The organism is Mycobacterium intracellulare ATCC 13950 (genome assembly GCF_000277125.1).
GTDB classification, from domain to species: domain Bacteria; phylum Actinomycetota; class Actinomycetes; order Mycobacteriales; family Mycobacteriaceae; genus Mycobacterium; species Mycobacterium intracellulare.
This window is the reverse complement of the sequence record NC_016946.1, coordinates 5,000,574-5,015,771: the sequence shown is the minus strand read 5'-3', so window position 1 is coordinate 5,015,771 and position 15,198 is coordinate 5,000,574. Positions and strand designations below refer to the sequence as shown.

Here is a 15,198-nt window from a genome sequence, read left to right as displayed (position 1 = left end):
GCTAGGCCTCGGCCCGTGTTTCGGTGAGCCGGTAGAGGTTTGGCTCGGCAAGCTCGTCGAGCAGGGCGGCCAGGTGATCGACGAGCTCACCCGGTTCGAGCCGGACGTCACCGGCCAGCCAGGCGCTGATGGTCTGCCCGACCCCGCCGACCACGAAGTGCGCTGCGGCCTTGATGCGATCGTTTGCCGGCACCTGAAGCGCGTTGCCGACATGCTGGCCGGACAGCATCGCGAACAGGGCGCTGGACTCGGCGCGTTTGCGCACCACCACGGGGTCGGCCAGCTGCGTGCTGAACAACAGGCGGCCGACGCGGGCGTCGTCGGTGATGGTCCGCACGATGTTGGCGATGCCCGCGCGGGTCTGCTCGTCGGCGGGCACCGTGGCGACCGCGGCCTGCGTGGTGGCGGCCAGCTCGGCGACCACCCAGTCGAAGACGCAGGAGACGAATTCGTCCTTGTCGGTGAAGCTCTCGTAGAAGTACCGGGCCGCCAGCCCGGCGCGGCGGCACACTCCGCGGACGGTGACCGCCGAGATGTCCGGCCGCTGATCGCCGAGCAGGTCCAGGCCGGCGGCCAGGAGCCGGTTACGGCGGGTGGCCAGGCGTTCGGCGGCCTCCACCCCGCGATACGGCCGCGCGCTGGACGTGTCGCTCATGCGGACCATCTTGACACTTACGCCGCGGCGCGACAATATCAGGAAACAAGCGTTCGCACATTAGCGGCCGCGCTGCGGGAGGATCTGACGATGGCAATTCACCAGTCGGTGCAGGCACCGATCGGGCACGTCGAGCGCGGGGCCACCGATCCGCCGCGCCCCCAGCGGCGCAGGCGCGGGCGGGCGCTGGGCATCGACGAGGGCCTGATGGGCGTCGCCCTGCTGGCCGGTCCGGCGAACGTGATCATGCAACTCGCGCAGCCCGGCGTGGGCTACGGCGTCATGGAAAGCCGCGTCGAAAGCGGCCGGGTCGACCTGCACCCGTTCAAGCGGGCCCGCACCACGTTCACCTACCTGGCCGTGGCGACCAACGGCAGCGACGCCCAGAAGGCCGCCTTCCGCCGGGCCGTGAACAAGGCCCACGCGCAGGTTTACTCGACGCCGGAAAGCCCGGTGTCCTACAACGCCTTTGATCCCGCGCTGCAGCTCTGGGTGGGGGCCTGCCTGTACAAGGGCGGCCTCGACATCTACCGGATGTTCATCGGTGAGCTCGACGGCGAGGACGCCGAGCGCCACTACCGCGAGGGCATGGCGTTGGCCACGACGTTGCAGGTGCCGCCGAAGATGTGGCCGGCCGACCGGGCGGCGTTCGACCGTTACTGGGAAGAGTCGCTGGCCAAGGTGCACATCGACGACGCGGTGCGGGAATACCTGTACCCGATCGCCGCCAACCGCATCCGGGGCGTGAAGCTGCCCGGCCCCATCCAGCGGCTCTCCGAGGGCTTCGCGCTGATGATCACGACGGGCTTCCTGCCGCAGCGGTTCCGCGACGAGATGCGGCTGCCCTGGGACGCGACCAAGCAGCGGCGCTTCGACAGGCTGATCGCCGTGCTGGCCACGGTGAACCGGTATCTGCCGCGGTTCATCCGGCAGTTCCCGTTCAACGTCTTGCTGCACGACCTGGACCGCCGGATCAAGAAGGGGCGGCCGCTGGTGTAGCGGCCCGCGGCGGGGCGGCGCCCGCCAAGTTGATAACGACAATCATATTCATTAAGCTCTCCTCAGTCTGGTAAGCCCTCCAGCCCGAGGAGTACCTATGACGGCGCCGATCTTCATGGCCTCGCCGCCCGAAGTGCATTCCGCTTTGCTCAGCAGCGGCCCCGGCCCCGGGCCGCTGCTGGCGGCCGCCGGCGCGTGGTCCGAGCTGAGCGCCGAATACGCTTCCGCCGCAGAACAATTGAGCACCTTGCTGGCGGGGGTGCAGGCGGGGGCATGGGAGGGACCCAGCGCGGAGTCCTACGTGGCCGCGCACGCCCCCTACCTGGCGTGGCTGACAAAATCCAGCGCCGACAGCGCCGCCGCCGCCACCCAGCACGAGACCGCCGCGGCCGCCTACACCGCCGCGCTGACCGCCATGCCGACGCTGCCCGAACTCGCCACCAACCACGTCGTCCACGGGGCCCTGGTGGCAACGAATTTCTTCGGCGTCAACACGGTTCCGATCGCGGTCAACGAGGCCGACTACGCACGGATGTGGACCCAGGCGGCGACCACGATGTCGACCTACCAGGCGGTGTCCACCGCCGCCGTCGCCGCGACACCGCAAACCGATCCGGCGCCGCCGATCGTGAAATCCGATGCGTCAAGCGATGATTCGGGTGACGAGGATCACGACCCCAAGATCGACAATCCGTTCAACGACTTCATCGCCAACATCCTGAAGAACTTGGGCATCAACTGGGACCCGTCCGAGGGCACGGTCAACGGCCTGCCCTACGACGCCTACACGAATGCCGGGCAGCCCATCTTCTGGGTGGTGCGCGCCCTGGAACTGCTCGAGGATTTCGAGCAGTTCGGCTATTACCTGGTGCACAATCCGGCGTTGGCCTTTCAGTACCTGGTGCAACTCATCCTGTTCGACTGGCCGACGCACATCCTCGAGATTTTCATCAGCCAGCCGGAGTTGTTGGCGCCCGCGCTCCTCCTCGCGGCGGCGCCCCTCGGCGCCGTCGGCGGATTCGCCGGGCTGGCCGGCCTCGCCGCCATCCCCCAGCCCGCGGCCCTCCCGGTGGTGGCCGCGCCGCCGCCGCCGACGCCCAGCATCCCGCCCGCCATCGCCATGGCCCCCACCGCCCCCGTCGCGCCGGTGGCGGCGCCGGCCTCCGCCCCGGCACCGGCGCCCGCCCCCACGGCGACCACCGTGACCGCCGCTCCCGCCGCACCCGCTGCGGCGCCGGCCGCGGCGGGCTTCTTTCCTCCGTACGTCGTCGGTCCGCCCGGAATGGGAACGGGCTCGGGGATGGGGGCGAGCGCCAGCTCCAGCGCGAAAAGGAAAGCGCCGGAACCGGATAGCGCCGCCGCCGCGGCGGCCGCGGCCGCGCGCACGCGCAAAGCGGCCCGGGCGCGGCGGCGCCGGGGCGCGACGGACCGCGGGTACGGCGACGAGTTCATGGACATGAATGTCGATGTCGACCCCGATTGGGCCGCGTCGCTGGCGTCCGATCGGGGTGCCGGCACGCTGGGATTCGCCGGCACCGCCGAGCGTGAGGCGGTCGGCGCGGCGGCCGGGCTGACCCGGCTGGCCGGGGACGAATTCAACGGTGGCCCAACGGCACCGATGATGCCGGGCACCTGGGGCGACGACGGTGCCGACGAGGCGGGCCGCGACGGCTAGCGCCCCGGCACCCCATCGCCGGGTTCGTCAGGCGTCAGTTGCGTCGATGCGAGTCGCGTGTCCAGCGCTGATGCCGATCGAGTTGCCTTGGGACGGGGATGTTTTCCCATTGACCGAGCACCAGCCAGTCGCGCAGCGCCGCGGCTGAATCGCTGTCGGCGATGGGTCCTATCCACCGCGCCGGGCCGCTGGCCACCCGATCGTTCGTGCAGGGCTGGACCAGGGCCATCATGCCCCCGCCGGTCGGCCGAGAGGCGCAGGTGAGTGGTCCGAGCATGCAGGCGACCGAGACCAACATGGAATGCGGGCAGCGCCGGATGGCGGGGCGCAATTCGTCGATGACCGACAGTCGATCGTCGACGGCGCATGCGGCACAGACGATTACGGTGAACGGGCGATCGGTGCCGCGGCGTGGGGACGTCAAGGCGCCGTGTGCCGTCCGGGGTAGGGCAGGAGCGCCATTTCGCGGGCGTTCTTGATGGCGGTCGCGACCTGTCGTTGTTGTTGGACGGACAGGCCGGTCACCTGGCGGGAACGGATCTTGCCGCGTTCGGAGATGAACACCCGCAGCGTCGCCGTGTCTTTGTAGTCCACCGTGCGCAACCCGAGGCTGTCGAGCAGATTCCTCTTGGGCGAGCGGCCGGCCGGCGCGATGGCCCGGCGACGCGCGACTTTTCTGGCCATCACCAGCTCGCCTTCCGCACGCCGGGGAGCTGGCCGGCGTGGGCCAGTTCGCGGACCCGGACCCTCGACAGCCCGAACTTGCGGAGGTGGCCGCGGGGTCGGCCGTCGACGGCGTCGCGGTTGCGCACCCGCACCGCGCTGGCGTCGCGGGGCTGGCGCGCCAACTCGTCCCGTGCCGCCGCCCGTCGCTTGGGGGTGCTCGCCGGTGAGCGGATGATTTTTTTGAGTTCGGCGCGGCGTTGGGCGTAGCGGGCCACGATCGCGCGGCGGCGCTCGTTCTTGACGATCTTGGATTTCTTGGCCATGGTCAGCGCTCCTCGCGGAAGTCGACGTGGCGGCGGATGACGGGGTCGTATTTGCGCAGGACCAATCGGTCGGGGTCGTTGCGCCGGTTCTTGCGGGTGATGTAGGTGTAGCCGGTGCCCGCGGTGGACCGAAGTTTCACCAGGGGACGGATCTCGTTGCGCGCCATCACATTCGCTGCCCTTCGCGGCGCAACCGCGCGACGACCGCCTCGATGCCGTCGCGGTCGACGACCTTGATGCCCTTGGCGCTGACCCGTAGCCGGATCCGGCGGTCCTCCGAGGGCAGGTAGTACGTCTTGAGTTGGATGTTCGGCGACCAGCGCCGACGGGTCCTGCGATGGGAATGCGACACCGCGTTACCGAAACCCGGCCGCCGGCCGGTCACCTGGCAGTGGGCGGACACCTGCACCTCCACATCTCTTATTGAAAATCATTTTCGACAAGGTCCCCCACGGACGGTACCGTAGGAACGGCTTAGATGAAAATGATTATCAGTAAGGAGGACGATGCGGACGCCCGTCATCCTGGTCGCCGGCCAGCGGGACACCGACGCCGTTGTGGGCGCGATGCTGCGGACGCCGGGAACGCTGGTCGTCGAGCACCGATTCGACGGTCACGTGGTGCGCCGCACGACGGCGTCGCTGTCCGACGGCGTGTTGACCAGCACCGAGAACGGACTGGAACTCGCGCACGGCTGTGTCTCGTGCACCATCCGCAACGACCTGTTGGTGCTGTTGCGCCAGCTGCACCGCCGCGACGACGTGGACCGGATCGTGGTGCACCTGGCGCCCTGGTTGGAACCTGAACCAATCTGCTTGGCCATCAAGCACGTTCGGGTGCGGGTGGCGCCGGGGTACATCGACGGGCCCGCGGCCCTGGACGTGGCGATCGCCGCCGTGGTGACCTGCGTCGATTCGGCGGCCTGGCTGGACCAGGCGTTGGGGGAGGAGGAACTCGACGACGGCCGCACCCACGCCCAGGTGGTGATCGGACAGGCCGAGTTCGCCGACGTCGTCGTGCTCGACCGCGCCAACCCGTTCGTGGCGGCCGTGCTGCGTCGCCTGTCGCCGCGCGCCCGCGTCCGCGTGGGGGCCGGCGGCATCGAGGACGCACTGAACAACCTGTACCGCGACGCGCGCCGCGGCCGAAGCGACGACCCGCACGGCCCGCTGCTGGCTGGGCAGCCGCCGCTGGAGTCCCGCGGTCCGATCAGCCTGGTGGAATTCAACGCCCGTCGCCCCTTTCATCCGCAGCGCCTGCACGCCGCCCTGGATCTGTTGCTCGACGGCGTGATCAGGACCCGGGGACGGCTGTGGCTGGCCAGCAATCCCGACCGCGCGATGTGGCTGGAATCGGCCGGCCCCGGGCTGCGGGTGAGCTCGGCCGGCAAATGGCTGACGGCGATGAGCGGGCCGGAGCGCGACGGCGTCGACGCCGAGCGACGCGCGCTGGCCGCGCTCGGCTGGGACGACCGGCACGGCGATCGGCATACCGCGATGGCCATCCTGGTGTGCGGCGCCCGGACCGACGAGGTCCTCGACGCCCTGCGCGGCGCGCTGCTCACCGAGGAGGAGATGCGGAACCCGCGCGCCTGGATCGCCTACGACGACCCGTTCGGCGATTGGCACGAGGATCCGTGCGCGGAATTGACCGAGGCCGCCGACAACGTGGCCGGCCACACCCAGCAAGGCAAGGACCCTTCATGAAGCCCGGCGTGCATCCCGACTACCACCCCGTCGTCTTCCAGGACGCCACCACCGGCGCCATGTTCTTGACGCGGTCGACCCGCACCAGCCCGCGGATGGTCGAGTGGCAGACGGCGCGGGGAACCCGGACCTATCCGCTCGTCGTCGTCGACGTCACCGCCGACTCCCACCCGTTCTGGACCGGCAGCCGCCGCATCGTCGACAGCGCGGGACAAGTGGAGAAGTTCCACCGCCGCTACGGTCGCCGGTAGCCCGTACCGCGCCGACGCGCTCCACTACCGTTGCGCGCCAGCCGAAAAGGGGCCGAGTCGCGGCGGCGTACTGTGGGCGGGGTGCGAAGCGAAGGCGATACCTGGGACATCACCACGAGCGTGGGCTCGACCGCGTTGTTCGTCGCGACCGCGCGGGCGCTGGAGGCGCAAAAGCCCGACCCGCTGGCCGTGGATCCGTACGCGGAGATCTTCTGCCGCGCCGTCGGCGGTGCCGCCGCCGACGTCCTCGACGGCAAGGACCCCGACCACCAGCTGAAGACCGCCGACTTCGGCGAAAACTTCGTCAACTTCCAGGGCGCCCGCACCAAGTACTTCGACGACTACTTCCGGCGCGCCGCCGACGCGGGCGTGCGACAGGTGGTGGTCTTGGCGGCGGGCCTGGACTCGCGCGCCTACCGCCTGGACTGGCCGGCCGCGACCACGATCTTCGAGCTCGACCAGCCGCAGGTGCTCGACTTCAAGCGGGAGGTGCTCGCCGGCGTCGGCGCCGAGCCGCGCGCCGAGCGCCGCGAGATCGCCATCGATTTGCGCGAGGACTGGCCGCAAGCCCTGCGCGACAGCGGCTTCGACCCGGCCAAACCCTCGGCGTGGATCGCCGAGGGCCTGCTGATCTATCTCCCGGCGAGCGCCCAGGAGCAGCTGTTCACCGGTATCGACGGGCTGGCCGGTCACGGCAGCCACGTCGCCGTCGAGGACGGCGCCCCGATGAACCCCGAGGACTTCGAGACCGCCGTCGCCGAAGAACGCGCGGCCACCGCGCAGGGCGACCAGCGCGTGTTCTTCCAGCTGGTCTACAACGAGCAGTGCGCGCCGGCCACCGAGTGGTTCGGCAACCGCGGCTGGACCGCGGTCGGCACCCCGTTGGCCGACTACCTGCGCGAGGTCGGCCGCCCGGTGCCGGGGCCGGAGACCGAAGCCGGCCCGATGATCGCGCGCAACACGTTGGTGAGCGCCGTCCGCACCTGAGCCCTCGGGCGGATTTCACGGGAGGCCGGGCGAGTTCGCTCGGGCAGCGACCAACGCCGGAACTTTTTCGGTCCGCCAGCCGACTAGTGGCTGCGTGATCGTTCCACCGGCCTGCGGGTCGGGGCGATCGTCGAGCACAACCCGATCGTCGAGGAGTCCTTGCCATGACCGCGCCGGTGCGGACGATGTCGTGCCTGATCCGCTCGGCCGAGCCGGTGGGCGCCGAGGTGGCGTGCCGGGATTGAAAATGAAAATGATTTTCAGTAAGGTGAGGCCTTGCTGTGAGGCCGCACGGCGTGCGGCTGTGAGTATGCCGAAAATGCGGCTAAACCCTCTCCAGAACGTCCTCATCGGCGGTAGAAGAAGGGCAGTGCAGTGGTGAGTCGGACAGGCCCAAACGCCTCGACAGTTAGCTTATGCAATGCTAACTTCAGGCGGGTCAGGTTAGGGGAGACTACATACATGAAAAGACGCGGCCGTGGAACACGGTGACACCGGCATGCTCACAGTTCAGCCGGCCAATTCGCGCGTGGACACGCGCGTTGACGGCGACGTCGTCAGCCGGTTCGCCACCTGCTGTCGCGCGCTGGGCATCGTCGTCTACCAACGCCAGCGGCCGGCCGACCTGGCCGCCGCGCGTTCGGGTTTCGCCGCGCTGACCCGCATCGCCCACGACCAATGCGACGCGTGGACGGGGCTGGCGGCCGCCGGAGACACGTCCCTGCGAGTGCTCGAGGCGGTGTCGCGCACCGCGGCCTCCGCGGGCGTGCTGCAGCGCCAGGTCGACCTGGCACCCAACTCGCTGGGCTTCCGCTACGACACCGGACTGTATCTACAGTTCCGCGCGACCACTCCCGACGACTTCCACCTTGCCTACGCGGCCGCGCTCGCGACGGCGGGACGGTTTGCTGACGCCGACGCGATCGTCGCCGGCCTGACGGCCGAGCGACCGAACTGGCGTGAGGCCCGCTGGGTGTCCGTCGTCATCAACTACCGCGCCGAGCGCTGGTCGGACGTCGTCAAACTGCTGACCCCGATCGTCAACGACACGGACCTGGACGAGGCGTTCTCGCACGCGGCCAAGATCGCGCTCGGCACCGCGCTGGCCCGGCTGGGCATGTTCGCCCCGGCGCTGTCCTACCTGGAGGAGCCCGAGGGGCCGGTCGCGGTGGCGGCCGTCGACGGCGCGCTGGCCAAAGCGCTGGTGCTGCGCGCCCACGTCGACGAGGACGCGGCGAGCGAAGTGCTGCAGGACCTGTACGCGGCCCACCCCGAGAACGAACAGGTCGAACAGGCCCTGACCGACACCAGTTTCGGCATCGTGACCACCACGGCGGCGCGCATCGAAGCCCGCACCGATCCGTGGGATCCCGAAACCGAGCCCAGCGCCGAGGATTTCGTCGACCCCGCCGCCCACGAACGCAAGGCCGTGCTGCTGCACGAGGCCGAACGCCAGCTCGCCGAGTTCATCGGCCTCGAAGAGGTCAAGAACCAGGTGTCGCGGCTGAAGAGCTCGGTCGCCATGGAGCTGGTCCGCAAGCAGCGTGGGCTCGCGGTCGCGCAGCGCGCCCACCACCTGGTCTTCGCCGGCCCGCCCGGAACCGGTAAGACCACCATCGCCCGCGTGGTCGCCAAGATCTATTGCGGCCTGGGGCTTTTGAAGCGGGAGAACATCCGCGAGGTGCACCGCGCCGACCTCATCGGCCAGCACATCGGCGAGACCGAGGCCAAGACCAACGCGATCATCGACAGCGCGCTCGACGGCGTGCTGTTCCTCGACGAGGCCTACGCACTGGTCGCCACCGGCGCCAAGAACGACTTCGGGCTGGTGGCCATCGACACGCTGCTGGCGCGGATGGAGAACGACCGCGACCGCCTGGTGGTCATCATCGCCGGGTACCGGGCCGACCTGGACAAGTTCCTGGACACCAACGAGGGCTTGCGTTCCCGATTCACCCGCAACATCGACTTCCCTTCCTACGCACCGTCGGAACTGGTCGAGATCGCGAACAAGATGGCCGAGCAGCGCGACAGCATCTTCGAAAAGGCCGCGCTCGACCACATGGAGGAGTTGTTCACGAAGTTGGCGACCGAGTCGACACCCGATGCCAACGGAATTTCGCGACGCAACCTGGACATCGCCGGTAACGGTCGATTCGTCCGAAACATCGTCGAACGCTCCGAAGAAGAACGAGAGTTCCGGCTCGACCATTCGGAACACGCCGGAACCGGCGAATTCAGTGACGAGGAGCTGATGACGATCACCGACGACGACGTCGCAAGGTCGGTTGAGCCGCTGCTGCGCGGCCTCGGGCTGTCGGTGCCGGCATGACGTCCAATCAGCAACCCGACGAACGCCGTTCGTTCTCGTCTCGCACCCCGGTCAACGACAATCCCGACCAGGTCGAGTACCGCCGCGGCTTCGTCACCCGGCACCAGGTGAGCGGCTGGCGTTTCGTGATGCGCCGGATCGCCTCCGGTATCGCGTTGCACGACACCAGGATGCTCGTCGACCCGCTGCGCACGCAGTCGCGCGCGGTGGCGATGGGCGCCGTCCTGCTGGTCACCGGTTTAGCCGGCTGCTTCGTGTTCTCGCTGATCCGTCCGAACGGGACGGCCGGCACCAACGCCGTGCTCGCCGACCGGTCCACCGCCGCGCTGTATGTCCGTGTCGGTGAGGATCTGCATCCGGTGCTCAACCTGACCTCGGCCCGACTGATCACGGGTCGGCCGGTGGACCCGACCATGGTGAAAAGCAGTGAGCTGGACCGGTTTCCGCGCGGCAACCTGATCGGCATCCCCGGTGCGCCGGAACGGATGGTGCAAAACCCCTCGACCGATGCGAACTGGACGGTGTGCGACGCGGTCAGCGAGCCCGGGGGGCACGCCGCACACAGCACCGGTGTCACGGTGATCGCCGGCCGGCCGGACAGCAGCGGCGCCCGCGCCGCCACGCTCCCGCCGCGGCAGGCGATGCTCGCCGACCGTGACGGCACCACGTGGCTGTTGTGGGACGGCAAGCGCAGTCAGATCAACCTCACCGACCACGCGATCACGAACGCACTTGGCTTGGGGCAGGGCAACTCCGAGATCCCCGCGCCCCGCCCGATCGCCCTGGGCCTGTTCAACGCGATTCCCGAAGCCCCGCCGCTGACCGCGCCCGGCATCCCGAACGCCGGTGCGCCGGCGCCCTTTACCGTGCCGGCACCGATCGGTGGGGTCGTGGTGTCCTACACCCTGGACCAGAGCTCCTCCGGGGCGCCGCGCTACTACGCGGTGTTGCCGGACGGCCTGCAGCAGATCTCGCCGGTGCTCGCCGCGATCCTGCGGAACACGAATTCCTATGGGCTGGACCAACCGCCGCGGCTGGGCGCCGACGCGGTGGCCAAGCTGCCGGTGTCGCGGATGCTGGACACCGCGCGGTACCCCGACCAGCAGGTCGGGGTGGTGGATGCGGCCAAATCGCCCGTCATGTGCGCCTATTGGAGCAAGCCCGCCAAGGCCGCCAGCAGCTCGGTGAACCTGCTGACGGGCTCGGCCCTGCCGGTCGCCGAATCGATACGCACCGTCGATCTGGTGGGCGGCGGCTCGCCGGCCACCGCCGCCCGCGTCGCCCTGGCGCCGGGCACCGGCTACTTCACCCAGACCGTCGGCGGCGGGCCGAACTCGCCGGGCGCCGGGTCGCTGTTCTGGGTCTCTGACACCGGTGTCCGCTACGGCATCGACAACGAGGCCGAGCACTCGGCCGCCGGGCAGAACAAAACCGTTGAGGCCCTTGGCCTTACCGGGTCGCCGGTCCCGATCCCGTGGTCGGTGCTGTCGCTGTTCGCGAGCGGCCCGACATTATCGCGCGCCGACGCGCTGCTGGCACACGACGGGCTGACGCCCGACCAGAAGCCCGGCCGCGTCACTGCCGCTGCTAGGGAAGCCGAGGGAGCCCCCCGATGAGCCGACTGATCTTCGAAGCGCGCCGCCGGCTGGCGCCGCCGGTGACCCGCAAGGGCACCATCGCCATCGAGGCCCCGCCCGAGCTGCCGCGGGTGATCCCGCCGTCGTTCCTGCGCCGCGCGATGCCGTACGTGCTGGTGATCCTGATCGTCGGCATGATCGTCGCGCTGTTCGCGACCGGAATGCGGTTGATCTCCCCGCAGACGCTGTTCTTCCCGTTCGTGCTGCTGCTCGCCGCGACGGCGATGTACCGCGGCAACGACAACAAGACGCGCACCGAGGAGGTCGACGCCGAACGCGCCGACTACCTGCGCTACCTGTCGGTGGTCCGGGACAACATCCGCACCCAGGCCGCCGCGCAGCGCGCCGCCGCGCAGTGGTCCCACCCGGAGCCCGCGGCGCTGGCCGCCGTGCCCGGATCGCGCCGTCAGTGGGAGCGCGACCCGCACGATCCCGACTTCCTGGTGCTGCGGGCCGGACGCCACCACGTGCCCCTGGCGACCGCGCTGCGGGTCAACGACACCGCGGACGAAATCGACCTGGAACCGGTGTCGCACAGCGCATTACGCAGCCTGCTCGACACCCACCGCACGGTGCGTGACGTGCCGACCGGGATCGACCTGGCCAAGGTCTCGCGAATCACCGTGCTGGGCTCCGAGGACGAGGCGCGCTCGGCGATGCGGGCCTGGGTGGCCCAGGCGGTCACCTGGCACGACCCGACCGTGCTCGGGGTCGCGCTGGTCACCCCCGACCTCGAGAGCCCGGACTGGTCGTGGCTGAAGTGGTTGCCGCACATTGACATTCCCGGTGAGCTCGACGGCGTCGGGCCGGCCCGCTTCATGGCCACCAACGTCGACGAACTGGTCGCCAAGCTGGGGTCCGCGCTAGTCGACCGCCCGGCGTTCACCGGCGAACCCGCCGACGCGCTGCGGCACCTGCTGATTATCGTCGACGACCCGGACTACGACCTGAACGCCTCGACGCTGGCGATGGGCCGCGCGGGCGTCACCGTCGTGCACCGCGGCGCCACCGCCCCGCACCGCGAACAGTATTCGGACCCCGAGAAGCCGATCCTGCGCATCACCGCGGCGGACGGCGCGGGCGCCCGGACCCACTCCATCGAGCGTTGGCAGACCGGCGGCTGGCAGCCGTACATCGACGACGCCGACCAACTGGGCGCCGACGAGGCCGCCCACCTGGCGCGCCAGCTGTCGCGCTGGGACTCCAACCCGACCCACACGGGGTTGCGTTCGGCGGCCACCCGGGGCGCCACGTTCACCACGATGCTGGGCATCCCGGACGCGTCGCAACTGGATGTGCCGACGCTGTGGGCGCCGCGGCGTCGCGAGGACGAGCTGCGCGTTCCGATCGGGGTCACCGCGACCGGTGAGCCGCTGATGTTCGACCTCAAGGACGAGGCCGAGGGCGGGATGGGCCCGCACGGTCTGATGATCGGTATGACGGGATCGGGTAAGTCCCAGACCCTGATGTCGATCCTGTTGTCGCTGTTGACGACTCATTCCGCGGACCGGTTGATCGTCATCTACGCCGACTTCAAGGGTGAGGCGGGGGCCGACAGCTTCCGCCACTTCCCGCAGGTTGTCGCGGTGATCTCCAACATGGCCGAAAAGAAGTCGCTGGCCGACCGATTCGCCGACACGCTGCGCGGCGAGGTGGCCCGCCGGGAGACGCTGCTGCGCGAGGCCGGCCGCCGGGTGCAGGGCAGCGCGTTCAACTCGGTGGTCGAGTACGAGAACGCCATCGCGGCCGGGCACGACCTGGCGCCGATCCCGACGCTGTTCGTGGTGGCCGACGAGTTCACGTTGATGCTGGCCGACCACCCGGAGTACGCGGAGCTGTTCGATTACGTTGCCCGCAAAGGCCGTTCGTTCCGCATCCACATCCTGTTCGCGTCGCAGACGCTGGATGTCGGCAAGATCAAGGACATCGACAAGAACACCTCCTACCGCATCGGGTTGAAGGTGGCCAGTCCCAGCGTGTCCCGCCAGATCATCGGGGTGGAGGACGCCTACCACATCGAATCCGGCAAGGAGCACAAGGGCGTGGGCTTCTTGGTGCCCGCGCCGGGCGCGACCCCGATCAAGTTCCGCAGCACCTATGTCGACGGCATCTACGATCCGCCGCAAAAGGCCAAATCGCTTGTGGTGCCGTCTATCCCGGAGCCCAAGGTGTTCACGGCGGGGCGGGTCGAGCCCGATCAGGACACCGTGATCACCAGCCCCGACGAGGTCGAACTGACCGGGCCGCCGCGCAAGCTCATCGCCACCATCGGCGACCAGCTGGCCGGGTACGGGCCGCGCGCGCCGCAGTTGTGGCTGCCGCCGCTGGACGAGCCGATCCCGGTGAGCGCGATGCTGGCCCGGGCCGGTGTGCCGCCGCGGCAGTGGCAGTGGCCGCTGGGTGAGATCGACAAGCCGTTCGAGATGCGCCGCGACCCGCTGATCTTCGATGCCGCGTCGTCGGCCGGAAACATGGTCATCCACGGTGGCCCCAAGTCGGGGAAGTCGACTGCGCTGCAGACGTTCATGTTGTCGGCGGCCAGCCTGCACTCGCCGCGCGAGGTCACGTTCTACTGCCTGGACTACGGCGGCGGAAAGCTCCGTGCGATGGAGGGCCTGGCGCACGTCGGCAGCGTCGCCTCGGCGCTGGAGCCCGAACGGATCCGTCGCACCTTCGGCGAGCTCGAGCAGCTGCTGTTGTCGCGGCAGCGCCGGGAGGCGTTCCGGGACTCCCGCGGTGGGGTCCCCGACGACGGGTTCGGCGAGGTGTTCCTGCTCATCGACAACCTCTACGCGTTCGGCCGTGACAACACCGACCAGTTCAACACGCGAAACCCGTTGCTGGCCAAGGTCACCGAGTTGGTCAACATCGGGCTGGCGTACGGCATCCACGTCGTGGTCACCACGCCCAGCTGGCTGGAGGTGCCGCTGTCGATGCGGGACGGCCTGGGGTTGAGGCTCGAGCTCAAGCTGCACGATCCGCGGGACAGCAACGTGCGGGTGGTGGGCGCCCTGCGCCGGCCCGCCGAAGCGGTGCCGCACGACCAGCCGGGTCGCGGATTGACCATGGGCGCAGAGCATTTCCTGTTCGCCACCCCGGAGCTGGACCAGATCGCCGCGATCAACGACCGTTACCCGGGCATGGCGGCGCCCCCGGTGCGGCTGCTGCCCACAAACCTCGCCCCGGATGCCGTCGGGTCGCTGTACCGCGGGCCCGAGCAGGTGGTCATCGGCCAGCGCGAGGAGGACCTCGCGCCGGTGGTGGTCGACTTCGCCGACAACCCGCTGCTGATGGTGTTCGGTGACAGCAAGTCGGGGAAGACGACGCTGCTGCGCCACCTCATCCGCACGGTCCGCGAACACTCCACGCCGGACCAGGTGGCCTTCACGGTGCTGGATCGACGGCTGCACCTCGTCGACGAACCGTTGTTCGCCGACAACGAGTACACGGCCAACATCGACCGCATCATCCCCGCGATGCTGGGGCTGGCCAACCTGATCGAGTCGCGCCGGCCGCCGGCCGGCCTGTCGCCGGCCGAGCTGTCGCGCTGGACGTTCGCGGGCCAGACGCACTACCTGATCATCGACGACGTCGACCAGATTCCGGATTCGCCGGCGATGAGCGGGCCTTACGTCGGGCAGCGCCCGTGGTCTCCGCTGATCGGGTTGCTGTCGCAGGCAGCCGATTTGGGGATCCGGGTGATCGTCACCGCGCGGGCCACCGGTTCGGGGCACGCGTTGATGACCAACCCGCTGCTGCGCCGCTTCAACGACCTGCAGGCCACCACGTTGATGCTGGCGGGCAATCCGCAAGACAGCGGCAAGATCCGCGGCCAACGATTCGGCCGCTTGCCGGCCGGGCGGGCGATCCTGTTGGGCGACAGCGATGGTCCGACGTACGTGCAGTTGATCAACCCCTTGATCGGGGAATCCGTAATGGCAAGTGAAGCGCAACGGGAGGAGTAGAG

Annotated in this window: 14 protein-coding genes; 8 read left to right on the top strand and 6 right to left on the bottom strand. The window is 69.4% G+C overall.

All coding sequences use genetic code 11. The features are described from left to right. Position 1: 1 nt before the first annotated feature. Positions 2–664 carry a TetR/AcrR family transcriptional regulator gene (locus OCU_RS48210; protein WP_009955646.1) on the bottom strand — a complete coding sequence of 221 codons (663 nt, stop codon included), beginning with the start codon at positions 662–664 and terminating at the stop codon, positions 2–4. An 81-nt stretch (positions 665–745) separates the two neighbouring features. Between OCU_RS48210 and OCU_RS48205 the strand changes: the two genes are divergently transcribed. Both OCU_RS48205 and OCU_RS48200 read left to right on the top strand, forming a co-directional pair. After that, positions 746–1,654, top strand: a complete 909-nt coding sequence (locus OCU_RS48205) for an oxygenase MpaB family protein (RefSeq protein WP_014381375.1) — start codon at positions 746–748, stop codon at positions 1,652–1,654. Between the two features lie 97 nt (positions 1,655–1,751). Next, complete coding sequence (locus tag OCU_RS48200) at positions 1,752–3,329, top strand: PPE family protein (protein ID WP_014381374.1); 1,578 nt, start codon at positions 1,752–1,754, stop codon at positions 3,327–3,329. 34 nt (positions 3,330–3,363) lie between these two features. On the opposite strand, the gene OCU_RS48195 is transcribed toward OCU_RS48200, so the two are convergent. The 5 genes from OCU_RS48195 to rpmB are packed head-to-tail and all read right to left on the bottom strand — an operon-like array spanning position 3,364 to position 4,721. Further along, positions 3,364–3,753 carry a hypothetical protein gene (locus OCU_RS48195; RefSeq protein WP_041787123.1) on the bottom strand — a complete coding sequence of 130 codons (390 nt, stop codon included), beginning with the start codon at positions 3,751–3,753 and terminating at the stop codon, positions 3,364–3,366. Next, positions 3,750–4,013: a 30S ribosomal protein S18 gene (gene rpsR / locus OCU_RS48190; RefSeq protein WP_014381371.1), complete on the bottom strand. Its 264-nt coding sequence runs from the start codon at positions 4,011–4,013 to the stop codon at positions 3,750–3,752. Before rpsR ends, OCU_RS48195 begins: the two co-directional genes overlap by 4 nt. Next, positions 4,013–4,318, bottom strand: a complete 306-nt coding sequence (rpsN, locus tag OCU_RS48185) for a 30S ribosomal protein S14 (RefSeq protein ID WP_014381370.1) — start codon at positions 4,316–4,318, stop codon at positions 4,013–4,015. The genes rpsR and rpsN overlap by 1 nt, the downstream gene beginning before the upstream one ends. A gap of 2 nt (positions 4,319–4,320) precedes the next feature. Beyond that, positions 4,321–4,485, bottom strand: a complete 165-nt coding sequence (rpmG, locus tag OCU_RS48180) for a 50S ribosomal protein L33 (RefSeq protein ID WP_041787121.1) — start codon at positions 4,483–4,485, stop codon at positions 4,321–4,323. Further along, entirely contained in the window at positions 4,485–4,721 is a 237-nt protein-coding gene (gene rpmB, locus OCU_RS48175; RefSeq protein ID WP_041787233.1) for a 50S ribosomal protein L28, read from the bottom strand. The genes rpmG and rpmB overlap by 1 nt, the downstream gene beginning before the upstream one ends. A 103-nt stretch (positions 4,722–4,824) precedes the next feature. Between rpmB and mrf the strand changes: the two genes are divergently transcribed. The 6 genes from mrf to OCU_RS48145 all read left to right on the top strand — a co-directional run bounded on the left by mrf (position 4,825) and on the right by OCU_RS48145 (position 15,196). Then, positions 4,825–6,024, top strand: coding sequence for a ribosome hibernation factor-recruiting GTPase MRF (gene mrf, locus OCU_RS48170; RefSeq protein ID WP_014381367.1), 1,200 nt, complete (start codon positions 4,825–4,827; stop codon positions 6,022–6,024). After that, the gene (locus OCU_RS48165) at positions 6,021–6,275 is read left to right on the top strand and encodes a type B 50S ribosomal protein L31 (protein WP_009952522.1); all 255 of its coding nucleotides are present in this window, start codon (positions 6,021–6,023) and stop codon (positions 6,273–6,275) included. Before mrf ends, OCU_RS48165 begins: the two co-directional genes overlap by 4 nt. Before the next feature lie 81 nt (positions 6,276–6,356). Further along, a complete protein-coding gene (locus OCU_RS48160; RefSeq protein ID WP_008261692.1) occupies positions 6,357–7,262 on the top strand; it encodes a class I SAM-dependent methyltransferase in 906 nt (301 codons plus the stop codon). Positions 7,263–7,740: 478 nt separating this feature from the next. Beyond that, positions 7,741–9,594 carry a type VII secretion system ESX-3 AAA family ATPase EccA3 gene (gene eccA3 / locus OCU_RS48155; protein WP_014381365.1) on the top strand — a complete coding sequence of 618 codons (1,854 nt, stop codon included), beginning with the start codon at positions 7,741–7,743 and terminating at the stop codon, positions 9,592–9,594. Then, positions 9,591–11,210 (top strand): type VII secretion protein EccB, encoded by a 1,620-nt coding sequence (gene eccB / locus OCU_RS48150; protein ID WP_009952519.1) that lies wholly within the window; start codon positions 9,591–9,593, stop codon positions 11,208–11,210. The genes eccA3 and eccB overlap by 4 nt, the downstream gene beginning before the upstream one ends. After that, entirely contained in the window at positions 11,207–15,196 is a 3,990-nt protein-coding gene (locus OCU_RS48145; RefSeq protein ID WP_014381364.1) for a type VII secretion protein EccC, read from the top strand. Before eccB ends, OCU_RS48145 begins: the two co-directional genes overlap by 4 nt. Positions 15,197–15,198 lie beyond the last annotated feature (2 nt).